Annotated in this window: 15 protein-coding genes and 1 pseudogene; 3 read left to right on the forward strand and 13 right to left on the reverse strand. The window is 75.9% G+C overall.

Features of this window, described 5'->3' with window-relative positions:
* Positions 1-59: 59 nt before the first annotated feature.
* The 6 genes and pseudogenes from T328_RS08825 to T328_RS08850 form a co-directional block, all read right to left on the reverse strand.
* On the reverse strand, positions 60-1,490 hold the full coding sequence (locus T328_RS08825) for a dihydrolipoyl dehydrogenase family protein (RefSeq protein ID WP_496495338.1): 1,431 nt from the start codon (positions 1,488-1,490) through the stop codon (positions 60-62).
* A gap of 110 nt (positions 1,491-1,600) precedes the next feature.
* On the reverse strand, positions 1,601-2,512 hold the full coding sequence (locus T328_RS08830) for a helix-turn-helix domain-containing protein (RefSeq protein ID WP_496495339.1): 912 nt from the start codon (positions 2,510-2,512) through the stop codon (positions 1,601-1,603).
* A gap of 141 nt (positions 2,513-2,653) precedes the next feature.
* Positions 2,654-2,773 (reverse strand): annotated as a pseudogene (locus tag T328_RS08835) (SDR family oxidoreductase); the annotation flags it as partial.
* Between the two features lie 32 nt (positions 2,774-2,805).
* Positions 2,806-3,492 carry a DUF899 domain-containing protein gene (locus T328_RS08840; RefSeq protein WP_496495340.1) on the reverse strand — a complete coding sequence of 229 codons (687 nt, stop codon included), beginning with the start codon at positions 3,490-3,492 and terminating at the stop codon, positions 2,806-2,808.
* 63 nt (positions 3,493-3,555) lie between these two features.
* Positions 3,556-4,371 (reverse strand): class I SAM-dependent methyltransferase, encoded by an 816-nt coding sequence (locus T328_RS08845; protein WP_496495341.1) that lies wholly within the window; start codon positions 4,369-4,371, stop codon positions 3,556-3,558.
* 1 nt (position 4,372) lies between these two features.
* Positions 4,373-5,242, reverse strand: coding sequence for a helix-turn-helix domain-containing protein (locus T328_RS08850; RefSeq protein WP_496495342.1), 870 nt, complete (start codon positions 5,240-5,242; stop codon positions 4,373-4,375).
* Positions 5,243-5,351: 109 nt separating this feature from the next.
* Here T328_RS08850 and T328_RS08855 point away from each other — a divergent pair, with 109 nt between their 5' ends.
* Complete coding sequence (locus T328_RS08855; protein ID WP_496495343.1) at positions 5,352-6,869, forward strand: MFS transporter; 1,518 nt, start codon at positions 5,352-5,354, stop codon at positions 6,867-6,869.
* Between the two features lie 160 nt (positions 6,870-7,029).
* Here T328_RS08855 and T328_RS08860 read toward each other — a convergent pair whose 3' ends face one another.
* Positions 7,030-7,989, reverse strand: a complete 960-nt coding sequence (locus tag T328_RS08860; protein ID WP_496495344.1) for an NmrA family NAD(P)-binding protein — start codon at positions 7,987-7,989, stop codon at positions 7,030-7,032.
* A gap of 303 nt (positions 7,990-8,292) precedes the next feature.
* Here T328_RS08860 and bla point away from each other — a divergent pair, with 303 nt between their 5' ends.
* Entirely contained in the window at positions 8,293-9,249 is a 957-nt protein-coding gene (gene bla, locus T328_RS08865; protein ID WP_496495345.1) for a class A beta-lactamase, read from the forward strand.
* A gap of 143 nt (positions 9,250-9,392) precedes the next feature.
* Here bla and T328_RS08870 read toward each other — a convergent pair whose 3' ends face one another.
* Both T328_RS08870 and T328_RS08875 read right to left on the reverse strand, forming a co-directional pair.
* On the reverse strand, positions 9,393-10,475 hold the full coding sequence (locus T328_RS08870) for an NAD(P)/FAD-dependent oxidoreductase (protein ID WP_496495346.1): 1,083 nt from the start codon (positions 10,473-10,475) through the stop codon (positions 9,393-9,395).
* Between the two features lie 73 nt (positions 10,476-10,548).
* Positions 10,549-10,758: a DUF5132 domain-containing protein gene (locus T328_RS08875; RefSeq protein ID WP_496495347.1), complete on the reverse strand. Its 210-nt coding sequence runs from the start codon at positions 10,756-10,758 to the stop codon at positions 10,549-10,551.
* Positions 10,759-11,001: 243 nt separating this feature from the next.
* Between T328_RS08875 and T328_RS08880 the strand changes: the two genes are divergently transcribed.
* Positions 11,002-11,187: a hypothetical protein gene (locus T328_RS08880; protein ID WP_496495348.1), complete on the forward strand. Its 186-nt coding sequence runs from the start codon at positions 11,002-11,004 to the stop codon at positions 11,185-11,187.
* 7 nt (positions 11,188-11,194) lie between these two features.
* Here the strand turns inward: T328_RS08880 and T328_RS08885 are convergent, their stop codons facing one another.
* The 4 genes from T328_RS08885 to T328_RS08900 form a co-directional block, all read right to left on the reverse strand.
* On the reverse strand, positions 11,195-12,667 hold the full coding sequence (locus T328_RS08885) for an acyl-CoA dehydrogenase family protein (protein ID WP_496495349.1): 1,473 nt from the start codon (positions 12,665-12,667) through the stop codon (positions 11,195-11,197).
* Positions 12,664-12,888: an MbtH family protein gene (locus T328_RS08890; protein ID WP_496495350.1), complete on the reverse strand. Its 225-nt coding sequence runs from the start codon at positions 12,886-12,888 to the stop codon at positions 12,664-12,666. Before T328_RS08890 ends, T328_RS08885 begins: the two co-directional genes overlap by 4 nt.
* 96 nt (positions 12,889-12,984) lie before the next feature.
* Complete coding sequence (locus T328_RS08895; protein WP_496495351.1) at positions 12,985-15,432, reverse strand: ABC transporter ATP-binding protein; 2,448 nt, start codon at positions 15,430-15,432, stop codon at positions 12,985-12,987.
* A 78-nt stretch (positions 15,433-15,510) separates the two neighbouring features.
* Entirely contained in the window at positions 15,511-23,256 is a 7,746-nt protein-coding gene (locus T328_RS08900; protein ID WP_496495352.1) for a non-ribosomal peptide synthetase, read from the reverse strand.
* Positions 23,257-23,411: the final 155 nt, after the last annotated feature.

The following is a 23,411-nucleotide window of genomic DNA, read 5'->3' on the forward strand; positions in this document are numbered from 1 at the left end:
GCCACGAAGGGATCCGCGGGAGGCTGTGGTCTCCCGTACCCCGTACGCGAGCGGCGTGCTCAGCCGCGGTACGCCTCCAGCAGCCGCAGCCACACCTCGCTGATCGTCGGGTACGAGGGGACCGCGTGCCACAGCCGGCTCACCGGGACCTGCCCGGCGACCGCGACCGTCGCCGAGTGGATCAGCTCGCCCACCCCCGGCCCGACGAACGTGACGCCGCGCAGGATCTCGTCGTCCAGGTCGACGACCATCCGCGCCCGCCCGCGGTAGCCGTCCGCGTACAGCCCCGCGCCCGCGACCGAACTCAGCTCGACGTCCACCGCGCGCACCCGGTGGCCGGCCCGTACCGCCTCGGCCAGCGACAGCCCGACGGCCGCGGCCTCCGGGTCGGTGAAGACGACCTGCGGGACGGCGCCGTGGTCGGCGGTCGCGGCGTGCGCACCCCACGGATCCGACTCCAGCAGCGGTACGCCCTGTGCCCGGGCGGCGATCGCGGCGCCCGCGATCCGGGCCTGGTACTTGCCCTGGTGGGTCAGCAGCGCACGGTGGTTGACGTCCCCGACCGCGTACAGCCACTCGCTGCCCGTGACCCGCAGGCTGTCGTCCACGTCCAGCCAGGAGCCGGGCGCGAGGTCCACCGTCTCCAGGCCGAGGTCGTCGGTGCGCGGCGCGCGGCCGGTGGCGAAGAGGATCTCGTCGGCCTCGACCGTGTCGCCGGCGTCGGTGGTCGCGACGACGGTGCCGTTCTCGCGGGTCACGGAGGTGACGGAGGTGCCGGTACGGATCTCTGCGCCGGCCTCGGTCAGCGCCTCGGCGACCAGCTCGCCGGCGAAGGGCTCCATGCGGTCCAGCAGGCCGTCGCCGCGGACGAGGACGGTGACCCGGGAGCCGAGGGCCTGCCAGGCGGTGGCCATCTCGGCGCCGACCACGCCGCCACCGACCACGATCAGCCGGCCGGGGACGGCCGCGGAGCTGGTGGCCTCCCGGCTGGTCCACGGCGCGACGTCGGCGACCCCGGGCAGGTCGGGCACCACGGCGCGGCTGCCGGTGCAGACGGCGACGGCGTGGCCGGCGGTGAGGGTGCGTACCACGCCGTCGGCGTCGGTCACGGTCACGGTGCGCGGCCCGGCGAGGCGGCCCCGGCCGCGGTAGAGGTCGGCGCCGACGGAGTCCAGCCAGCCGACCTGGCCGTCGTCCTGCCAGTGGGAGGTGTACTCGTCCCGGTGGGCCAGGACCGCCGGCGCGTCGAGGTCGCCCGCCACCAGCCCGCTCAGCCCCGGGACCCGGCGCGCGTCGGCGCGCGCGATCACCGGCCGCAGCAGGGCCTTGCTGGGCATGCAGGCCCAGTACGAGCATTCCCCGCCGACCAGCTCGCTCTCGACGATCGCGGTGGACAGCCCGGCGGCGCGGGTGCGGTCGGCGACGTTCTCGCCCACCGGCCCGGCGCCGAGGACGATCACGTCGTACGCGAAGGCTTCCGTTTCCGTCATGGGGCCAGTGTGGCCGGTGGGCGCGCGGGGGCGGGACAGCGGGGCCGGTGGAGTGTGTCGCCCGTGCCGCACCCCGAGGTCGGCGGCAGGCCGACGGCGGTGCGGGACCGTCAGCGGCCGTGCAGCAGGCGGGTCAGGAACTCCCCGGCGTCGGTGCCGGCGCTGGTGGCCGCGGCGAGGTCGTCCATGGCCAGGCGGTAGCGGTCGACCTCGCTCGGCTTGTCGATGCGCACCGTGTCGGAGAGCTGGTCGAGGCAGACCACGTCCGGCAGTTCCGGCTCGGCGAACCGCAGCATGGTCACCGGCTGCGACACCGCCGCCGGCCCGCCCTCGGCCAGTGGCACCACGTCCAGCGTGACCGTCGGGTGCTCGGCGTGCAGCCGGAGCAGGTGCCGCAGCTGTTCTTCCATCACGCCCGGGCCGCCGACGGAGCGCCGTAACGCCGCCTCGTCCAGCAGCACCCAGCAGCGCGGCGGGTCGGTGCGGGTGAGTGCCTGCTGCCGGCGTTCGAGGAGGTGCAGGCGGCGCTCCACCGTCTGCACCAGGTCGCGCGGGAAGCCGAGCCTCATCACGGCGCGGGCGTACGCGGGGGTCTGCAGCAGGTCCGGGATGCGCTGGGACTGGTAGCTGCGGATGACGGTGGCGGCCTCCTCCAGGCCCAGGTGGGTCTCCGCCTGACTGGGTACCAGGTCGCTGTACTCCTGCCACCAGCTGGGCACGTTGGCGCCGCGGGTCAGCGCGGCGTACTCGTCCAGCTCGTCCTCGTCAACGATGCCGTAGAAGTCCAGCAGCGCCGCGACGTCGTGATCCTTGCAGCCGCCCTGGCCCCGCTCCAGCCGGCAGAGCTTGGCGACGGAGGCACCGATCGCGCGGGCGGCCTCCTGCAGTTGGATGCCGCGGTTCTGGCGGAGCCGGCGGAGCCGGGAGCCGAGGACGGATCTGCACACGGGCCGGCCGCCGCGCTCGTGCTCGTCACCGAGCCGGTTATCCGGGTCGTAGGCTGCCGGCCTCGGCACCGCCATCGGTCCTCCGCAGCTGAGGGGCCCTCGCCAACAAGACTGACGCTACCCCGCGAAGCGTAACCGGACGCGGGCGGCGGAATCGCACCTTGGCCCGAACGTTACAGCCGGTGCCCGACTACGCCTCGCCGCCTGCCGTGCCGCGGACATCGCGAGGTGGCCCGCCGGCAGCCCGCCGTCCACCGGGAGGCGGACCCCGGTGACCCACGCCGCGTCGCGGGCGGCGAGGAACGCCACCGCCGCCGCGACGTCGTCCGGCGCGCGGCCCCTGACGGCGGGGCGCGTGCACTACGGCGCTATGCGTCCTCGCCGTAGAGGCGCGCGACGTCCGGCGAGTCCAGCCACCCGCTGTACGTGGGCGACTGCGGCCAGCCCTCCGGCGAGTCCTGCCACTCCTCCTGGCGGCCGAACGGCAGCACGTCGACCAGCGGGAAGGTGTAGCTCAGTTGCTCGGCGCCGCGGCCGGTGGTGTGCCAGGTGCGGTAGACGGTGTCGCCGTCGCGCAGGAAGACGTTGAACCCGAAGCCGCCGCCGGGCGGGGCGTCGACGTCGGCGCCGAACGCGCTGTTCGCGGTGGAATACCAGGTCATCTTGTTACCGACGCGCTTCTTGTACGCGAGCGCCTCGTCGATCGGCCCCTGCGTGACGATGACGAACCGCGCGTCGTAGGGGTCGAGGAAGCCGAGCCGGGTGTACTGCGTGGTGAGGCTCGTGCAGCCCCCGCACTGCCACTCCTTGCCCTCGAACCACATGTGGTTGTAGACGATCAGCTGCGACTTGCCGTCGAAGACGTCGACCAGCCGGACCGGCCCCTCCTCACCCTCCAGGGTGTAGTCGGGCATCTCGACCATCGGCAGCCGGCGCCGCCGCGCGGCGATGGCGTCCAGCTCCCGGGTCGCGGCCTTCTCCCGGACGCGCAGGTCGTCCAGCTCGCGCCGCCAGGTTTCGGCGTCGACGACGGGCGGTAGTGCCTTGGCGGTCATGGTGCTCCTCCGGCGTTCGGGAATTGCCTTTCCCTTTGGATAGACCGCCCGGCCCCGCGAAACTCATCGGTGGGCGCGATGACACTCGGTCACGTACGGCATCTCACCCGGTCGCTCCTCAGCGAGCAGCGCGCGCACCCGGTCCAGCAGGCCGGCGCGTACCGCGGGCGCCAGCGTGATCACGTAGCTGCGGGACGCGATCATGTCCACCATCTCCGCGGCAGGCATCGGGTGGCGCCAGCGGAAGTCGCACCGCTCGACCGGGCCGAACGGCTCGCCGACCCGGTCCGTCTGGCGGTCCTCGGTGGGCGCCGCGGCGTAGTCCCGCAGGATGCGGCCCAGCTCCGCGACCCAGGGCACCGACTCGTCGCGGCTGTTCCACACCAGCGCCAGCCGGCCGCCGGGGCGCAGCACCCGGGCGGCCTCCGGGACGGCGCGTTCGGGATCGACCCAGTGCCACGCCTGGGCACAGACGACGGCGTCCGCGCTCGCGTCGGGCAGGGGGATCGCCTCGGCGGTGCCCGCGAGGAGCCTGGGGGCGCCGCCCACGCGCGCCCTGCGCGCTGTGGGGGAGCCGGCGAGCGCGCGGGCGAACTGCTCGCGCATGCCCGCGGAGGGCTCCACGGCGACGAGTTCCCGACCGGGGGCGCGCAGCGCGCGCGTCAGCTTGCCGGTGCCGGCGCCGAGGTCGACCACCGCGCGGGCGGCGTCGGGAACCAGCCAGTCCACCGCCTCGGGCGGGTAGGGCGGGCGACCGCGCTCGTAGGCGTCGGCGGCGGCTCCGAAGGAGGCGGCCTGACGGCTCTTCTCCCGTTCCTCCCCCTGCTCGCCCCGCCCTTCCCGCCCGTTCCGCTCACCCTGCTCGTTCGCCGAGGTCATGTCAGGCATCGTGGCAGATGTCCGCCCGCTGCGGGCGGGCGGCCAGCAGCCGCAGCGCGTCGGCCGAGGCGGCGTCGTGGGGGGTGTAGACCTCCAGCCGGTGGTCGGGGCTGTCGGGCTGCAGCCAGACCTGGTAGTCGACGTCGAACGCGCCGACGGTGGGATGCCGCAGGTTCATGGTGCCCACGGTGCAGTCGGCGACGTCGCCCGTGGCCCACAGCCGGGCGAAGTCCGCGCTGCCCATGGCGAGTTCGCCGATCAGTTCGGCGAGGCGGGCGTCGGCCGGGTACCGACCCGCGGTCAGCCGCAGGTACGCGACGTGGATGCGGGCCAGCTCCGCCCAGTTGGCGTGCTGGTCCCGGACGAGCGGGTCGAGGAAGAACATCCGGGGGACGGACGGCCGGCGCGCGGGCTCGCGGGGCGCGTCGAAGTCGACGTGCTCGGCGACGAGCGCGTGGCCGGTGCGGTTCCAGGCCAGCACGTCGCCGCGGCGGCCCAGCACGACGGCCGGTGTCGTCTCGGCCAGTGACGTCAGCAGCGCCAGCACCCGGGGGTGCGGCTGCTCGGGGGCGGGCCGGGCCAGCCGCGGCGCGGCGGGGCGGCGGGCGAGGTTGTGCAGGTGGGCCGTCTCGGCCGGGTCCAGCCGCAGCACCCGGGCGAGCGCGTCGAGGACCTGCCGGGAGGCGGTGCCGGCCTGCCCCTGCTCCAGCCGCGTGTAGTAGCCGGCGCTCACCCCGGCGAGCTGCGCGAGCTCCTCGCGGCGCAGCCCGGGCACGCGACGGGCGGCGCCGTAGGTGCCGAGCCCGGCGGCGGCGGGCGTGACCCGGCCGCGGCGGCTCTTCAGGTACGCCCCGAGGTTCTCCAGTTCCATGGTGCCGAGGCTACGTCGCGACCGGCGGGGGCGCGGCGGCCCCGGGTATCCCTGCCGGGTGTACCCACGACGCGGGGATGGCTGGGCAGCCGCGCGGCGGAGCACCGTCGTGGCCATGGACGTACAGCGTGCTTCCCCTCCTCCCGCCCCCGGACCGCGGGCGTGGCTCGGCCTGCTCGTGGTGCTCGGCCCGGTGCTGCTGGTCGCGATGGACGGCTCGGTGCTGTTCCTGGCGATGCCCCAGGTCTCCGCGGAGCTGTCGCCGTCCGCGGACCAGGCGCTGTGGATCCTCGACGGCTACGGGTTCGCGGTCGGCTCCCTGCTCATCGCGTTCGGCGGCCTCGGCGACCGCTACGGCCGGCTCCGGCTGCTGATGACCGGGGCGGCGGTGTTCGGCGCCGCCTCGGCGGGTGCGGCGTACGCTCCGTCGCCGGAGGCGCTGATCGCGTTCCGGGCGCTGATGGGCGTGGCCGGCGCCACGCTGCTGCCGTCGGCGCTGGCGGTGCTGAGCGAGCTGTTCACCGACGCGCGGCGGCGCGCGCAGGCGATCGGGATCTTCGCCGCTGCCTTCGCCGCCGGCTTCGCGATCGGCCCGGTCGTCGGCGGCCAGTTGCTCGCCCGCTACTGGTGGGGGTCGGTGTTCCTGATCAACCTTCCGGTCGTCGCGCTGTTCCTGCTGCTGGCCCCGCGGCTGCTGCGCGAGGTACGCGCTCGCGCACCGGGCCGCGTCGACGCGCCGAGCGTGCTGCTCTCCGCCGCGGGCATCCTGCTGAGCGTCTACGGGATCAAGCGGGCGGCGGCCGAAGGGCCGGCGGCCGTTCCGCTCGTCGCGGGCGCCACGGGCGTCGCCGTGCTGTGGTGGTTCGTACGCCGGCAGCTCCGGCTGGCGCACCCGCTGATCGACTTCCGGCTCTTCCGCGACCGGGTGTTCGCGATCGCGGCCGTCACCGGGCTGCTGCCGCTGGCCGCCTGGTCGGCGGTGGCGTACCTCGGCGGCGTCTACCTGCAGTCCGTCCGCGGGCTGGACGTCTTCGATGCGGCCCTCGTCGCGCTCCCCGGCGCCGTGGTGCTCACCGTCACCTGCGTCGTCACCCCGGCGGTGGTCGCGCGCACCGGCACCCGGGCCGCGCTGCTCACCTGCCACTTCCTCATCGCCGGGGGGCTGTTGCTGATCCTGCCCACGAGCGCCTCGGGGGGCACCGGCTGGTACGTCGCGGCCACCGTCGTCACCGGCGTCGGCTACGGGATCTCGTTCAGCGTGGTCGCCGACACGGCCGTCGCGGCGGTGCCGCCGGAGCGCGCCGGGTCGGCCGGGGCGATCGCCGAGACGAGCAACGAGATCGGCAACGCCCTCGGCATCGCCCTGCTCGGCTCGCTCTCGGCGCTGGTGTTCCGCCTGCGGGGGCCGGACCTGGCCGGCACGCTCACGGAGACGCTGCAGGTGCCTGGGATCACGGCGGCGGCGGCCGGGGACGCGGAGTCCGCGTTCGTCACCGGCCTGCACGCCGCCGCGCTCGTCGCGGCGCTGCTGCACGCCGCGCTGGGGGTGTTCACGCTCCGGCACCTGCCGCGGGGCGGGGGCCGGGCGGCGGCCGGGGGTGCGGCGGAGGCCGGGGCCGTCAGGTGAGGCGTCGGGCGCGGTGCGGCCGTGGCCCCGCGCCCGCTCCGGCGGCGCCGGGCCGGTCGGCCGCACCGTACGCGCTCGCTCCCCTCCGCCGCGCCGCGGGCGGCGGCCCGCGCGTCCGCCGGCCACTGTGCGGGGGCGGGCCGGGCGGTAGAACGGTCGGTCAGTCCGCGGCCTCGCCACCCTTCGGCTCCTTGCCCTTCGGCTCACTGCCCTTCGACCCGCCGTCCTTCGCCGCGCCGCGCACCACCTCGTCGAGCATCGGCCGCAGGTGGCCGTACGCCCAGGCGGCCAGCGTGGTGGGCGTGGTGGTGACCACGTCGCGCGGCTGCTCGGGGACGAAGTCCCGGGTGCCGGCGGCCATGCCGACGACGCCCTCCACGGCGCCCGGCGGCAGCCCCGCCGCGGTCAGCGCGGCGCGTACGTCGTCGTCGCTGACGGCCCGCACCCGCACCGGCCGGCCCAGCGCCCCGGTGAGGATCTCCGCGACCTGCACGAAGCTCAGGTCCTCGGGCCCGTGCACGCCCTGCACCACGCGCCCCCTCCAGTCCTCGGCGAGCAGCCGCGCGGCGACGACGTCGCCGATGTCGCGCGGGTCGACCCACGCCATGGGGCGCTCGGGGTGGAACTGCGTGGGCAGCACACCGCGGGCCAGGTCGTCCAGGGACATGACGAGGTTGCTGAAGAAGTAGCCGCAGCGCAGGTGGAGAACGTCGGCGCCGGTGGCGTCGAGGCTCTCCTCGATCCGGCCGAGTGCATCGATGTGCCCGGCGCCGTGGCGCAGTTCGGCCCCGACGCTGCTGAGCAGTACGACCCGCGCGACATCGCCGGCGCGGGCGGCTTCGACGACGCCGGCTGCGGTCCGCTCGGAGGCCGCGACCGGGTCGGCATCGATGGGCAGGGTCGGGTCGACCCAGAAGACGGTCCGCGCGCCGGCCGCCGCTTCGCGGACGAACGCGGTGTCCGTCAGGTCGCCGCGCCGTACGTCGACGAGGTCGCCGGTCGCCCGGTCCAGCCGCGCGAGGTCGCGGACGAGCACCCGGGGGCGTACGCCGGCCTGCAGCAGGAGGCGGACGACGCGGGATCCGACGCGGCCGGCGGGGGTGGTGACGACGATGGTCATGGGTGGTGCCTCTCGTTTGTCGGCTCCCCGTCACCGTAGAAGCGAAAGCGGACAGTTCCCGCCCTCTTTCTCCCCGGCCGGCGAGGCGCGGGGCCGGGCGGCCGGCTCTCCGTGTCCTCGGACCGGCTCGCGGTGAAGTCCGGCCCGACGGGCGCGGGCGTCAGCGCGGTCTGCGGTCCGCGGCGAGGGTGTGCGCGATGGCGGCCAACTGGTCGAGCTGGGCCGCGGCGTGACCGGTGGACGTGTGATCGCCCGATGGGTGAGGGTGGTGGCGGCACAGATCACCCCCGGAGGTCCCGGAGCATGCGGCTCACCCGCCCCCACCGCGCCGCGGTCGGCGCGCTCTGCGCGCTCGTCCTCGTACCGCTGGCGTCCTGCGGGGACGACGGCCCCGCCGCGAAGGCCCCGCCGGCGGCGCGTGCGTCCTCTCCCGCGCCGTCTCCGTCGCCGTCCGCGGAGCCGTACGTCCGCGAACTGGCCGCCCTGGAGCGCGAGTACGACGCCCGCCTCGGCGTCTACGCCGTCGACACGGGCACGGGGCGCGAGGTCGCGTACCACGCCGGCGAACGCTTCCCGTACGCCTCCACGTTCAAGGCGCTGGCCGCGGGTGTGGTGCTGCGCACACGCGGGGCGCGGGAGCTGGACCAGGTGATCACGTACTCCGCGGACGACCTCGTCGCCCACTCCCCCGTGACCGCCGAGCACGTCGCGACGGGCATGACCCTCCGCGAACTCTGCGCGGCCGCCGTCCGCTTCAGCGACAACGCCGCCGCCAACCTGATCCTCGCCGAACTCGGCGGCCCCGCCGGCATGGACGCCGAGCTGGCGGCCATCGGCGACGACGTCACCCGCATGGTGCGCGACGAACCCGAACTGAGCCGCTGGACGCCGGGCGACACCCGGGACACGACCACGCCGCGCACGCTGGCCCGCGACCTGCGCGCCTTCGTCCTCGGCGACGCGCTCGACGGGCCGGGCCGGGCGCAGCTCACCACGTGGCTGCGCACCAACACCACCGGCGACACCCTGATCCGCGCCGGGGTACCGGAGGGGTGGGTGGTCGGCGACAAGACCGGCACGGGCGGCACGTACGGCGCGCGCAACGACATCGCCGTGGTCTGGCCCCCGGACCGCCCGCCCCTCGTCATGGCGATCACGTCCCACCGTCCCGCACGGGACGCGGCTCCCGACGACGAACTCCTCGCCGGGGCCGCCGCCGAAGTCGTCGCCGCCCTGCCGCCCGCCGACGGCCCCTCATGAGCCGCGCGCGCCGGCGTCACCGGCTCGGCGCCGTCTGATCAGCACCTCCACCACCGCCAGGTTGACGACCCAGCCCAGGATCTGGCCGATCGGGATCACGTCGTCCACCGCGTTGCCCACCGACCCGCCCGCCGGGTGGCGCGCTACGGGGCGGCGCCGGGCGGGCGGCAGCGGTGCAGCTCGGGCGCCGGTTCGCCGGTGGTGAGTTCGGCGGCGACGAGGCGGCCGGCGGTGGGGGCGAGGGTGATGGCCGAGTGCATGACGGCGACGTAGGCGGACCGGTCGGGTGCCACGGGGCCGATGAGCGGTCCGTGGGCCGGCATCGGGCGGTGGCCGAGCCGGTGGTCGAGGAGGCAGCAGGTGCCGGCGCCGCGGAAGGCGTTTTCGAGGAGGCGGAGCGCGTCGCGGGCGGCCCGCTCCAGGGCCGGTGGCGACGGGTCGTCGACGCGCGGGAGGGTCATGAGCAGTTCGCCGTCGCGGACCTCCCGGACCTCGAACTCCGGGGCCGACACGATGGTCTTGACCAGGCCGGGTGGCGCCGCGACCCGCACCCGGAGCGCCGGCGACACCGGGACGCGCACCTCGGCGGGGAGCGGTGCGCACAGCGCGGCGACGCCGGTGCCGGCAGCGAGGACCACGGTGTCCGCGGCGTGGAAACGGGTGGGCGACCGCACGCCCACCACCCGGCCGCCCGACGTCTCCAGCGACGTCACGGCCGTACCGGCGATCACCGTCGCGCCGCGGGCACACGCGGCGGCGATGAGCGCGCGGGTCATCGCCACCGGGTCGAGGCCCCCGTCGCCCGGGATATGGAGGGCGTGCGCGGGCGGGTCGCGGAGGTGGGGCTCCAGCGCCGCGATGTCGTCCCGTACGACCCGGCGACCGCCCGGCACCGGCCGGGGGTCGGGCGCGGTCTCGCCGGTCCACGTCAGCGAGCCCGTCCAGCGGACGGCGTAGCCCGGCACCTCGGCTTCCAGCCGCCGGTGGTCGGCGAGCACGGACCCGCGCAGGTCCTCGGCGCCGCCGGGCCAGTCCCCGCCGGTGCCGCCGATCCAGGCGAAGGAGGCGCCGGTCACGCCGGACGCCGGGGCCGGTTCACGGTCGAGCAGCACCACCGGGACACCGAGGCGCGCCAGATGGTACGTCACGGAGGCGCCGACGACCCCGGCACCGACGACGACCACGCCCTTCCGCAACGGAGACGGCTCCACGGGCGACGCGATCACGTCAGCAGTGTGGCATCCGGGTCCAGCGCCGGAACAGGGCGCGGGCCCGGGATGTCGGGTCGGCCGGCCCGCCTCAGTCGGCCGCGACCGCCTTGCCCGCGCGCGCCTTCTTGGTGCCCTGGCGCGGCACGTCCGCGTCGCCCCGGACGTCCGCGGCGAACGCCTCCGCGCTCGCCTCGGCGGCGATGTCGCTGATGTCCTCGTTGATCTCGTGCGCGGCCCGTTTCACATCGACCGCCAGCTTCACGGACGTCTTGATGGTGCCGCGAACAACCGGCCTCACCACTTTCTTGATAAGCGGCGCCGATGCCGCCCCGACCAAAAACACGGGAAGCACAGGAAGCATTGTCGGTGCCCGCCCCTCTCGAATTCGTTCACGATGTCGTTACACGTTCCCCGTCTGCCATTTTCGAGTTTAGCGGATGAAGCGGACTCACCACCATCCTGACCTGCGAATATTCACTCTTTCGAGTGCCGCGGGATTGAGTCGGTCTTTCGCATCTCCACGTGGCCTATCGTTTCCCGCGTGGACGGACAAGAAAACCGGCGTGACGGAATCATCTATTCCGCAGAACTGCGTCACGCGGACGGCGAATATACGCTCACTATCAACGACCACCGCTGCGGTCAGATCGAGGTCTTCCCGGTATCGCGTAAGGCCGTGAAGAGAATCCCTTTCTATCTTTCCGCGCTCCGGAGCAAGCTCCCCTGAGCGCCGCTCACACCCGCTGCCGCACGACGCGCGCGCCCGCCCGGGAGCCTTCGAGCAGCGAGTGCGCCAGCACGCTGTACAGGATGTCGTTCGGGCCGTCGGCGATGCGGAGCCCGCGGATGTCGCGGAGGCGCTTCTCCATCGGGGTGTGGCACGTGTACCCGTCGCTGCCGTGGAGCTGAAGCCCGAGGTCGACCGCGCGGTACGACGCGTCCGTGGCCAGCGCCTTCGCGGCGGAACAGGCCGCCAAGTCCACGGCGTCCGCGTCCCGGTCGATGCTCTCCAGCAGCGAGAAGCACCAGGCGGTGGCCGCCTGCAGCTCTGCCGCCGCGGTGCCGAGCCGGGAGGCCACGGACGGGATGGTCGACAGCGACGTCCTGCCGACGCTCCGCCGGCGGGTGCGGGCCATCGCCTCGTCGATCGCGGCGGTGGCCGCGCCGAGGCAGACCAGCGCCATCATCACGCGCCAGCCGGCGAAGTGCGCGTCGAAGATCCGGCGGCCGTCGCCCGGGGCGCCGAGCAGCCGGTCGCGTTCGACACGTACGCCGTCGAAGTGCAGGTGGCCCAGGCTCCAGCCGCGCAGGCCCAGTGGGGCGGCGGTCCGGGTGCGGACGCCGGGGGCGTCCATCGGCAGCCAGAGAGCCGACAGCGGCACCTCGCGCAGCCCCGCGCCGTCCCCGTTGACGCGGTCGGCGTGGTCGGCGCCGTCGGCGCCGTCCCGGTCGGTGCCGTCGCCGTCGATGCCGTCGCCGCCGACCGCCAGGGCGGTGGCCCGTTCGGGCGCGACCACCTTGCAGAAGACGACGAAGCCGACGGCCTCCTCGACTCGGCTGACCAGGCCCTTGGTCCCCGACAACACCAGGTGGTCGCCGTGGTCGACGGCCACGGTGCGCAGGCCGCGCAGGTCCGAGCCGGAGTGCGGCTCGCTGGAGGCGACGCCCGCCAACTCGCCGCGCTCGACCACCCGGTCGCGTACCGCGAGGGCGACCGCGGGCGAGCCGTACCGCAGGGCCATCGCGCCGTGGCCCGAGCTGAAGACCTCGCGCGCGTCGCAGTCGCGCCGTCCGGCCAGGAACATCGCGAGCCCCTGCGCCACCCGCTCCAGTCCCGGGGGCACCTCCGCGTCCCCGCCCCGACCGGCCGCGCCGGCACGGCCGTTGCCGCGGTCCGTGCCGCCGGCCCGCCCGCGGGCCCGGGCGCCCGCCGGTCCCGCCACGTCGAAGCCCGTCAGGCCGGCCCGGGCCGCGTGCCCGCGCAGTTCGAGCCAGGGCGGCCGGGCCGCGCCCTCGGTGACGGGCTCGGGCAGGTGCCGGTCGAGGAAGTCGGTGACGCGGGCGGCGAAGCCGGCGAGCGCGGGATAGCGGGCCAGCACGGCGCGGAACTCCGGGGAGGCCGCGTACGGGGTGCCGGCGGAGGGGAGTTCGGGCTCGGCGCCGGCCGGCGCGGAGCCGGCCGGCGCCGGCGCGGTCGGCGGCGTCATCGGCCACCGTCCGCTGCCTCGGCGAGGCTGCGCGGCCGCATGTCGGTCCACGTCCTCTCGACGTACTCCAGGCACGCCTGCCGGGAGTCCTCGGGAAGGGCGACGGTCCAGCCCTTCGGCACCTCGGCGAAGGCCGGCCAGAGCGAATGCTCGCCCTCGACGTTGACGAGCACCAGGAAGCGGGCTTCGTCGTCCTCGAACGGAGTGGTCGCGTGCGTCATTCCACGCTCCTGGTTCTCAACGGACATCCATTGTCTCGGTTCAGCGGCTTTCTGTCGGTCTCGCGTGTCGTCACCACCCGAAGGAATGACCACCTGTTATGCGGGTGCCGGCCCGCCGGACTGCAGCTTCCACAGGGAGCTGTAGACGCCGCCGGACGCGACGAGTTCGTCGTGCGTGCCCCGCTCGGCGACCACTCCGCCGGCGCCCATGACGTAGATGCGGTCCGCGCCCTGGACGGTGGAGAGCCGGTGGGCGATGACGAGCATCGTGCGGTCCATGCCGAAGACCTGCAGGGCCCGTTGGATGGTGGCCTCGGTCTCGTTGTCGACGGCGGACGTGGCCTCGTCGAGGATGACGACCGGCGGGTCGCGCAGGACGGTACGGGCCAGCGCGACGCGCTGGCGCTGCCCGCCGGAGAGCGCCGCGCCGCGCTCCCCCACCCTCGTGTCATAACCGTCGGGCAGGCTGTCGATGAAGGTGTGTGCTCCCGCCGTCCGGGCGGCGGCGACGAGTTGGTCCTCGCTGGCGTGGAAGGTGCCGTAGCGGATGTTCTCCGCGATCGTGGCGTCGAAGAGGAACGGCTCCTGCGTGACGTACCCGATCGCCTTCCGCAGCTCGGGCAGGGCCAGGGTGCGCACGTCGGTGCCGTCGAGCAGCACCTGCCCCCGCTCGGGGTGGCGGAAGCGCATGAGGAGCTTGGCGACGGTGGTTTTGCCCGCGCCGGTGGTACCGACGAGGGCGGTGGTCCGGCCGGGCGGGATGACCAGCGAGGTGTCGCGCAGCGCGGGCGGGCGGCCGGGGTAGGCGAAGGTCACCTTCCGCAGCTCGATGCGCCCGCGTACACGGTGCGGCGGCAACTCGCGGCCCGCCGCGGCCGGGTCGTCCGCCCCGACCGGTTCCGTGGCCGTCCCGACCGGCTCCACCGGCAGCTCGTGCAGCCGCTCGATCCGGTCCAGCGCGGCCAGGGTGCGCTGGTAGTGGTCGGAGGCGCTGCCCACCCGGGACAGCTTCAGCATGGCGATGCCCGGGAGTTCGATCAACGGGCCGAACGCCGCCGTCGCCAACTCGCCCCGCAGCACGGCCCGCCCGCCCAGCAGCACCGTGCCCACCAGCGCCGAGCCGCCGGCCAGCCGCAGGATCTGCGGCGGCAGCGCGGCGCTGCGGCCGGCGGACCGATTGGCCTCGCTGCACCGGCCGTTCAGCTCGCCGATGCGGGCGATCTCGTGCGCCTCCGTCGTCGCGGACTTGATGGTGGTGTGGGCGTACAGGTTCTCGGTCACCCGGCTGTTCAGCTGCGCCCGGCGCTCGCCGCAGGCGGCGGTGTCGGCCACCGCACGCTCGTGGAAGCGGAACGACAGCCAGGCCACCAGCGGGATCGGCGCGAACGCGATCCAGGCGAGCTGCGGGGCGAGCAGCAGGAACATCGGCACGAGCAGCGCCAGTCCGGCGCCCATCTGCACGACGTCGTGCATGTTCGTGCCGACGAACGTGCCGAGTTGGCCGATGTCCTCGGACAGCACCGCGTTGACGCGGCTGACGCGCTCGTTCTCCAGGTCGGCCGGTGCCACGCTCTGGACGTGGGCGTAGGTCCGGGTGCGCCAGTCGTCCTCGACGTCCTGGGCCACCCCGCGCCAGGCGACGCCGGCGGCGTAGCCGGTGCCGGCCATGACGCCGCAGGCGAGCGCGCCGGCGGCGGCGAGGGTGCCCAGCTGGGCGGAGATGCCGACGATGCCGTACCGGGTCAGGGTGGCGCTGCCGCCGCGGGCGACCAGCAGCACGATCGACGGCGTGAGCGCGAACAGCGCCATCTCCGCCAGCGTGGACAGCGCGGAAAGCAGCGCCGCCAGGCCGAACTTGCGCCGGTGCCGGCCGACGATGCGCCGCACGGCGTGGCTCGGTGGGCCGGCCCCGTCGGGCCCCTCCCGGGCCCGGTCGGTTCTGCGCCAGGCGCGCCGGACGACGACGGTCGTCGCGACGGCGGCGGCGCCGAGGGTGAGCAGGGGGCGCCGCAGGAGCCGCAGCAGGAGCGGCCCGCCGGCGAGGGCCGCCGCCGCGCAGCCGAGGCCCAGGATTCTGGGCAGCCGGCGGGACACGCCTTCGGTACCCCGGCGCGGGCGTGCTTCGGGAAGGTACGAGCCTGCCCCGGCGCCGCCGGGCGGGGCGGCGGGCGGGGCGGCCGGGTCGCGGCCCAGCAGGTCCGCGGAGGGCGTGTGTAGGGCGGTGAGCACACGATCGACGGCCAGGTGCAGCAGCCGGGCGGCGTCACGCGGGCCGAGGGTGTGGTCGTGCCGCAGGAGCACGCGGCCGGTCACCGGGTTGACGCGTACGTCCTCGATGCCCGGGGCCTGGCGCAGCGACGCCTCCGCCACCCGGGCCAGCCCGGGTCTGCCACGGAAGAGGTCGACCTCCCAGCGCTGCCGGCCGGGCAGGATTGAGCGCGGGCGCGGTCTGGCCCGCTCCCGCCGCCCGGTACGGCTGACGGTGCGCGGTGCCGCCACCGCCACGCCGTTGGCGTGCGGGCCTGCGGCCAGGGTCGAGGTCATCGGGTCAACCACCGGTTCTCTCAAGCGGTGCGCCGCCGCGGCGGCGCGGACGATCGGTACTCGTACGACGGGCGCGCGCTACCGGTTCATGAAGGTCCAGTACGCGGCCACGGCGGTCTTGTCGACGTCCGGGATGTCGATCCCGTACCGCCGCAGCCGCCCGACGGTTCTGCCGTTGTCGAACACCGGCTGCGGCGGCCGTTTCTCCGCCGCCGTCCCGGCAAGGCCCTCCAGGTATTCGCGGTACGGCTCGATCGGCAGCTCACGGCCGCGTTCGCCCGCCGCGCGCAGGCGCTCAAGCCACCCGGCGAGCGGCACCTCCGCGGAGCACGTGCCGTGCAGCCGGTCGTGACCGGCCATGACGGCGCCGGGGGCGGTGCGGTGCGGGTGGTGGAGGTGGTGGACGGTGCCGGGGCCGCCGTCGTTCCGCAGCACCAGCGCGACGAGGGCGCGGGCGAGGACGTCGACGGGCAGCAGCGCTTCGTCGAGCGCCGGGTCGGCGGGGTGGCAGCCCAGGGCGGCACAGCTCGCGAGGAGCCGGGAGAACATGTCGTCGCGGTTGACGGCGCCGGTCGCGGAGTGCGCCCAGATACGGCCGAGCCGGTGGATGCCGCCGCTCGCGCCGCGGTCGAACGCCCGCTCCACCAGCCGGTCGGCGACCCATTTGCTCGCGGAGTAGCCCTTGCCATAGGGGTGTTGCTCGCCGCCGGTCGGCGACTCTTCGGTGACGGGCGGGGAGTCCGGGCCGTCCGCCCGGAACACCCCGAGCGTCGACAGGTGGTGGAACGCCTTCGGCCGCCCCTCCCCCGCCAGCCCCAGCAGGGTGCGGGTGCCCTCGACGTTGGCCGGCTTCAGCCGGGCGTACGGCGAGAGGTGGTGGACGCGCGCGCCGGCGTGGACGATCGTGTCGACGCCGTCGCGCAGCCGGGCCCAGGTCTCCGGCCCGACGCCGAGGTCGACGGCGCCGAGGTCGCCCGGGACGACGACGGTCCGCGCGTCGTCGGCGGCAGAGACGTCGGCGTCGATGTCGGTCTCGATGTCGATGTCGATGTCGTACGACCGCAGGGCCGCGGCCAGCCGCGCACGCGCCTCGGCGGCGGTGCGCGCCCGCACGAGGCAGTGCACCCGGGCCGGCGTGGCGCGCAGCAACTCGGCGAGGAGGAACGCGCCGACGAACCCCGTGGCGCCGGTGAGCAGCACCTCGCGCGGTCCGCCGGGCGGCGGCGGGGCGGCGGCGAAGCGCAAGGCGGGGCTGAGCTTCGCCTCCGTGTCCGGCACCCATGCGGGGGTGGTCCGCGGCCCGTCGGCACCGAGCTGCCGGGCGAGTCCGGCCGGGGTGGGGGCCTCCAGGAGCGCGGAGAGGCGGAAGGGAACGGCGAGCCGCTCGCCGATGCGGCCGGCGAGCCGGGTGGCGAGCAGGGAGTGGCCGCCCAGCTCGAAGAAGTCGTCGTCGACGCCAACCGCGGGCAGCTCCAGCGTTTCGGCGAACAGCTCGCACAGGGCCTTCTCGTACGGGGTGCGCGGGGAGCGGCCGGCGGTGGCGGCGGTGGGCGGGGCGGGGAGCGCGCGGCGGTCGACCTTGCCGTTCGGCGTCAGCGGCAGCGCCGGCAGCGCCACGAACGCGGCCGGCACGGCGGGCGCGGGCAGCCGCTCGCGGAGGAAGGCGCGCAGCGCCGCCGGGTCGGGGTCGCCGCCGGCGGCGGGCACCGTGCAGGCGACCAGCCGGATGTCGCCGTGGCGGTCGGCGCGGGCGGTCACGGCGGCGTGGGCGACCGCGGGGTGGGCGGCGAGGGCGGCTTCGACCTCGCCGGGTTCGACGCGGTGGCCGCGGACCTGGACCTGGTCGTCGGCGCGCCCGGCGAAGTCGAGCCGGCCGTCGCGGCGTCGGCGGGCGAGGTCGCCGGTGCGGTACATCCGCGTACCGGGCGGGCCGTACGGGTCGGCCACGAACCGCCGGGCCGTCTCGCCGGGGCGGCGCAGGTAGCCGCGGGCCAGGCCGGCCCCGGCGACGTACAGCTCACCGGGCACCCCGGGCGGCACCGGCTGCAGCGCGGTGTCCAGGACGTACGCGCGGGCGCCGGGGACGGGCCGGCCGAGGACGGGCGTGTCGGCGTCGTCGAGCCGCGCCTGCACGCAGTCGACGGTGCACTCGGTCGGCCCGTACATGTTGTGGGCGGTCAGTCCGGGCACCGCGCGCAGCTCGCGCCACAGCCCCTCCGGCAGCGCCTCGCCGCCGAGGACGGCGAGGCCGGGCCGCCAGCGTTCGTTCGTGAACAGGCCGCGGTCGCAGAGGACCCGCAGGTACGAGGGCGTGGCGTCGACGCCGTCGATGCGCCGTTCCATCAGCCACGCCACGAAGCGGTCCGCGTCCGTGAAGGTGGCGGCGTCCGGTACGTGCAGCTCGTGGCCGCCGGCGAGGGCCGCGAGCTGCCCCCAGGAGGCGTCGAAGGACACCGAGGCGGTCAGCGCCACCCGCAGGGGCCGGCCGCCGGCGCGCCGCGCGGCCGGGCCGAACACCCGCTCCCGGTACCGCTCGGCCACCGCCGCGACGCTCGCGTGCCGGGCCACGACGCCCTTGGGCGCCCCCGTCGAGCCGGAGGTGTGGATGACGTACGCCGCGTGGTCGGGCCGCAGCGCGGGCTCGGGGTCGGCGTCGGGCAGGCCCGCCAGCTCCGCGGTGGTCTCGGGCGCGTCGAGCAGCAGCCGCGGGATCCCGGCGCCGAGGGCGCCGCCGGCGGCGGCGGTGACGGTGGCGGTGGCGGTGTCCGTGAGCAGCAGCACGGGCCGGGCGTCGGCGATCGCGGCGGCGAGGCGCGGGGCCGGGTAGCCGGGGTCGAGCGGCAGGTAGGCGGCGCCGGCCTTGAGCACGGCGAGCAGGGCCACGACGAGGTCGGCCGAGCGCGGCAGGGCGAGGGCCACGACGTCCTCGACGCCGGCACCGCGCGCGGCCAGGGCGTGCGCGAGCCGGTTGGCGCGGGCGTTCAGCCCGGCGTACGTGATCTCGGTGTACGTGCCCGCCGTGCCGCCCGCCGCGACGGCGACCGCGCCGGGGGTGGCGCGTACCCGCGCGCGGAACAGCTCGGGGAGCGTGCGCGCGGGCGGCGCCGGGGCCGCGGCGGTGCCGGCGCCGCCGCCGGTGAGCAGGCGGCGCTCGCCGGCGGACAGCACGTCGAGACGGCTGAGGGGCAGCTTGGGTTCGGCGACGGCCGCCCGCAGCAGGCGCACCCACCGGTCGGCGAGGTCCTGCACCGTGCCGTGGTCGAACAGGTCGGTGGCGTAGTCGAGGGTGCCGGTCAGGCCGAGGCGTTCGCCCGTCGCGGAGCGCCGCTCGCCGATGCCGATGTCCAGGTCGAACTTGGCGGTCTGGGTGGGCACCCGGAGCCGGGTGGTCCGCAGCCCGGGGAGCGTGAACTCCGCGGTCTCGTCGGCGTCGACGGACAGCGCGATCTGGAACAGCGGGTGGCGGCCCGGGGACCGGGGCGGGGCCAGCGCCTCGACGAGCCGCTCGAAGGGCACGTCCTGGTGGGCGTACGCGGCCAGCGCGGTGTCCCGTACGCGCGCCAGCAGCTCCGCGAAAGCCGGGTCGCCGGAGGTGTCGGTGCGCAGCACGAGGGTGTTGACGAAGAAGCCCACCAGGTCGTCCATGGCCTGGTCGGTGCGGCCGGCGATCACGCTGCCGACGGGCAGGTCGGTGCCCGCGCCGAGCTTGGTCAGCAGCGCGGCCAGGCCCGCGTGCAGCACCATGAAGAGGCTGGCGCCCGAGCGGGTCCCCAACTCCGCCAGCGCCGCGTGCAGTTCGGCGTCGACGTGCAGCTCGACCCGGCCGCCGCGGTACGAGGCGAGGGCGGGCCGGGGGCGGTCGCGGGGCAGCGCGATCTCGTCGGGCAGACCGGCGAGCGCCGAGGTCCAGTGGGCGAGCTGGCGGTGCAGCAGCCCGTCCGGGTCGTCGGGGGCGCCGAGGAGCCGGCGCTGCCAGAGGGTGTAGTCGGTGTAGCGGGCCGGCAGCGGCTCCCAGTCGGGCTCCCGGCCGTGGCGGCGGGCGGCGTACGCGGTCGCCAGGTCGCGGGTGAGCGGGGCCATGGACCAGCCGTCGGCGGCGATGTGGTGGATGACGAGGCACAGGACGGACTCGGCGGGGCCGAGGACGAACAGCTCGGCGCGCAGCGGCGGTTCGACGGCGAGGTCGAAGGCGTACCGTACGGCCTCCGCCAGCCGCCGTTGCAGCTCGGCCTCGCCGGCGACCTCGGTGACGGGCAGCGCGGGCCGGGCCGCGGCGGCGCCGAGGATCCGCTGCCGCGGCGCACCGCCGGTGCCGGTGCCGGTGTCTGCGTCGGTGCCGGGGTCGGGGTCGGGGTCGGGGTCGGGGTCGGGGTCGGGGTCGGGGTCGGGGTCGGGGTCGGGGTCGGGGAAGACGGTGCGCAGGCTCTCGTGCCGGGCCACCACGTCGCCCAGTGCCCGTTCCAGCGCGTCCGGGTCGACCTCGCCGGTGAACCGCTGCGCCAGCGGGATGTTGTACGTGGCGCCGGGGCCCTCCGCGTGGTGCAGGTACCACAGCCGCTGCTGCGCGTACGACAGCGGCACGGCCTCCGCCCGCCGCTGCGCGGTCAGCGCGGGCCGGGCCCGGTCCGCACCGTCCAGCCGGGCCGCGAGCCGGGCGGCGGTCGGCGCCTCGAACAGCGCGCTGAGGGCGAGGTCGGCGCCGAGGGCGGTGCGGATCCGGGCCACCAGGCGGATCGCCTGCAGCGAGTGGCCGCCGGCGGCGAAGAAGTCGGTGTCCGCGCCGACCTGCGGCACGCCGAGCACGTCGGCGAACAGCTCGCACAGCAGCCGCTCGCGCGGGGTGCGCGGCGGCGCGCCCACGGCCTCGCCGGGGTCCGGTTCGGGAGCCGGCAGCGCGTCGCGGTCGATCTTCCCGTTGGCGTTCAGCGGCAGGTCGCCGAGGATGACGAACGCCGAGGGCACCATGAAGTCGGGCAGCCGCGCGCGCAGACGTTCGCGCAGCACGGGCGCCCGCAGCCCGTCCTCGGCCGCCACGACGTACGCGACGAGCCGGAGGTCGCCTCCCGGCGGGTCGCGGCGGGCGAGGACCGCGGCGCGGGCCACCCCGGGGCAGGCGTGCAGCGCCGCCTCGACCTCCTCCTGCTCGATGCGGAAGCCGCGGATCTTGACCTGGCGGTCGGCGCGGCCGAGGTAGTCGAGCTGCCCGTCGTCGCGCCAGCGCACCACGTCTCCGGTCCGGTACATCCGCGTCCCGGGCGGGCCGTACGGGTCGGCCACGAACCGCAGCGCCGTCAGCCCGGGCCGGCGCAGATAGCCGCGCGCGAGGGCCACGCCGGCGATGTACAGCTCGCCGGCGGCGCCCACGGGCACCGGCTGCAGCGCGCCGTCGAGGACGTAGAGGCGGGTGCCGGAGTGCGGCTGCCCGATCGGCGGAGCGGTGCCGTCGGCCGTGAGCGGGCGGCTGGTGGTCACCATCGCGGTGGTCTCCGTCGGCCCGTAGACGTTCATGATGCGCCGGCCGGGGGCCCACCGCGCGACCAGCCCCGCCGGCACCGGCTCGCCGCCGGTCACGAGCGTCCCCACCCGGCTGTCCGGCTCGGGCACCACGGCGAGGGCGGACGGCGGCACGAAGGCATGGGTGATGCCGAAGCCGGGATCGGTGAGGACGGCGAGCGGGTCGTCCTCGGGGGCGAGCACGAGCGCGGCGCCGGTGAGCAGCGCGACGCACATCTCCCAGGTGCAGGCGTCGAAGCTGGGCGAGGCGAGCTGCGGGAAGCGGCTGCCGGGGGTGATGCGCAGCCGCTCGGTGTGGAACGCGACGAGGGACGCGACGCCCGTGTGCGGCACCACGACGCCCTTCGGGCGCCCGGTGGAGCCCGAGGTGTAGATCACGTACGCCGGGCGGAGTGGGTCCACCGCGGTACCCGGGTCGGTGGCGGGCTGTGCGGCGGCCATCCCCGCCAGGGTGCGCGGGTCGTCCAGGACCAGGGCGGGGCGGGCGTCGGCGAGCATGAACTCCCGCCGCGCGGGCGGGTATCCGGGGTCGAGGGGCAGGTAGGCGGCGCCTGCCTTCAGCACGGCGAGTTCGGCGACGACCAGGTCCACGGACCGCGGCAGGACGAGGGCGACGACGTCCTCCGCCCCGATGTCGCGGGCCGCCAGCGCGTGCGCGAGCCGGTTGGCGCGGGCGTTGAGCTCCGCGTACGACACGGTGGTGGCGCCGGACACCAGCGCGGGCGCCTCCGGGGTCCGGCGCACCTGCGCCTCGAAGAGCGCCCCCACCGGCGCGGCCGGCGCGGCGGCCGGGGCCGCGTCGCCGAGGGCGAGCAACTGCCGCCGCTCGCCGGCGGGCAGGGCGTCGAGCCTGCCGACGGGGAGGTCGGGGTCGGCGTCCGCGACGCGCGCGAGGAAGTCCAGGAGCCTGCGCTGGGTGCCGGCGAGGTCCGCGGCGCCGGGTGCGCCGGGCGGCGCGTGCAGCCGCATGTGCGGGCCGGTGCCGTCCCGGCGGTCCCACACCATGATCATCAGGTCGGCGCCGAGCGGGAACGACAGGTTGTGGGCGGTGCAGCGGTGGCCGGCGAAGGAGATGTCGTAGTCGAAGCCGATGAGGTTGACCATGGGCGCGTACGCGGTGCCGGGGCCGCGGGACAGGCCGAGGTCGCGGTGCAGGTCCTCCGCGCGGTAGCGCTGGTGCTCCACCGCTTTGCGCATCCGCTCGTCGACCTGGGCCAGCAGGTCGCGCAGCGGCATGCCGGGCCGCACGGTCAGGCGTACCGGGACGCTGTTGGCCAGCATCCCCGGAGTGGCGCGGGAGCCCTCGCCCACCCGGCCGGCGACGGTCAGGCCGACGACGATGTCGCGGGCGCCGGTGCGGCGGTGCTCGTAGAGCGCGACGGCGGCGAAAACCAGGCGGAAGCGGGAGATCCCGGCGCGCCTGGCCGCGACGCGGAGCGCCTGCGGGCGCGGCAGGGGCAGCAGCGCGGTCCGCGGCACGGGGCGGTGCGCGGGCGCGCGGCCCTCGGCCGCGGGCCGCTGCTTCGGCAGCCGCGCACCCTCGTCGGACCCGTCCCGTGCGTCCGCCGCGTCCCCCGCATCCATCGGATCCGCCGCCTCCGCGGCAGCGGCGGGCGCGGCGCCGGGCGTCCAGCCGGCCAGCTGCCGGGTCCAGTACGCGCGGTCCGCGGCCCGCTCCGCGGACCGCTGGTACTCCCGGTCGGCCCGGGCCAGCGCCGCGAGCGGGCCGAACGGCGAGGGGCCCGGGTCCCGGCCGTGGACCAGCGCCGTGTACACCTCGGCGACGCGGCGGGCCACGAGCGCGTAGCCGAACGCGTCGACCGCCGCGTGGTGGTACGTGTGGTACCACCAGAACCGGTCCGGCGCGAGCTTGAGCAGCGCGAAGCTGAACAGCGGCCCCGCGGCGAGGTCCATGGGCCGGGCCACGTCGGCGTCGGCCCACGCCCGCCCGGCCGCCTCGGGGTCGGGGGCGTCGCTCAGGTCGGCGAAGGCGAGCGTCCACGGCAGCTCGCGCTCCAGCACCTGTACGGGACCGTCCGCGCCCGGCACCAGCCGCACCCGCAGCGCGTCGGCCTCGCCGACGACGTGGCGCAGCGCCGCCTCGAACAGACCCGGCTCCACCGGCCCGTCGATCGCCAGGTACTCGCCGAGCCGCAGGGCCGAGCGGTGTCGCGGGGAGTGCTGCTCGGCGAGCCACACCTCCCGCTGCCCGGCGGTCACCGGGAGGGTGTCGGACGTCGGACCGGGCGGGTGGTCGCGGGGTGGTGCGTCGCCGCTGCCGTGCTCGGCGGAGACCTGGCTAGGGGACAACGAGGTACCTCCTGCGGGTGCCGGCAAATCTCTGCTGGAGAACGGTGGCTTCGGACCCGTGCGGTCCGGGGAGGAAGATGTGGATCATCGTGCCAGCGGTGACGGCTCATTCCTGCACCTGGAGGCATGTACCACTCGAAGGAGGGATATCCAGT

The sequence above is a fragment of the Streptomyces sp. CNX435 genome (assembly GCF_059570575.1).

What these genes read in the sequence shown, in the direction of transcription:
- T328_RS08825 (WP_496495338.1), bottom strand. Translation starts at nt 1,490, where the DNA reads ATGACGGAAACGGAAGCCTTCGCGTACGACGTGATCGTCCTCGGCGCC.
- bla (WP_496495345.1), top strand. Translation starts at nt 8,293, where the DNA reads ATGCGGCTCACCCGCCCCCACCGCGCCGCGGTCGGCGCGCTCTGCGCG.
- T328_RS08860 (WP_496495344.1), bottom strand. Translation starts at nt 7,989, where the DNA reads ATGACCATCGTCGTCACCACCCCCGCCGGCCGCGTCGGATCCCGCGTC.
- T328_RS08895 (WP_496495351.1), bottom strand. Translation starts at nt 15,432, where the DNA reads ATGACCTCGACCCTGGCCGCAGGCCCGCACGCCAACGGCGTGGCGGTG.
- T328_RS08840 (WP_496495340.1), bottom strand. Translation starts at nt 3,492, where the DNA reads ATGACCGCCAAGGCACTACCGCCCGTCGTCGACGCCGAAACCTGGCGG.
- T328_RS08830 (WP_496495339.1), bottom strand. Translation starts at nt 2,512, where the DNA reads ATGGCGGTGCCGAGGCCGGCAGCCTACGACCCGGATAACCGGCTCGGT.
- T328_RS08885 (WP_496495349.1), bottom strand. Translation starts at nt 12,667, where the DNA reads ATGACGCCGCCGACCGCGCCGGCGCCGGCCGGCTCCGCGCCGGCCGGC.
- T328_RS08890 (WP_496495350.1), bottom strand. Translation starts at nt 12,888, where the DNA reads ATGACGCACGCGACCACTCCGTTCGAGGACGACGAAGCCCGCTTCCTG.
- T328_RS08845 (WP_496495341.1), bottom strand. Translation starts at nt 4,371, where the DNA reads ATGACCTCGGCGAACGAGCAGGGTGAGCGGAACGGGCGGGAAGGGCGG.
- T328_RS08850 (WP_496495342.1), bottom strand. Translation starts at nt 5,242, where the DNA reads ATGGAACTGGAGAACCTCGGGGCGTACCTGAAGAGCCGCCGCGGCCGG.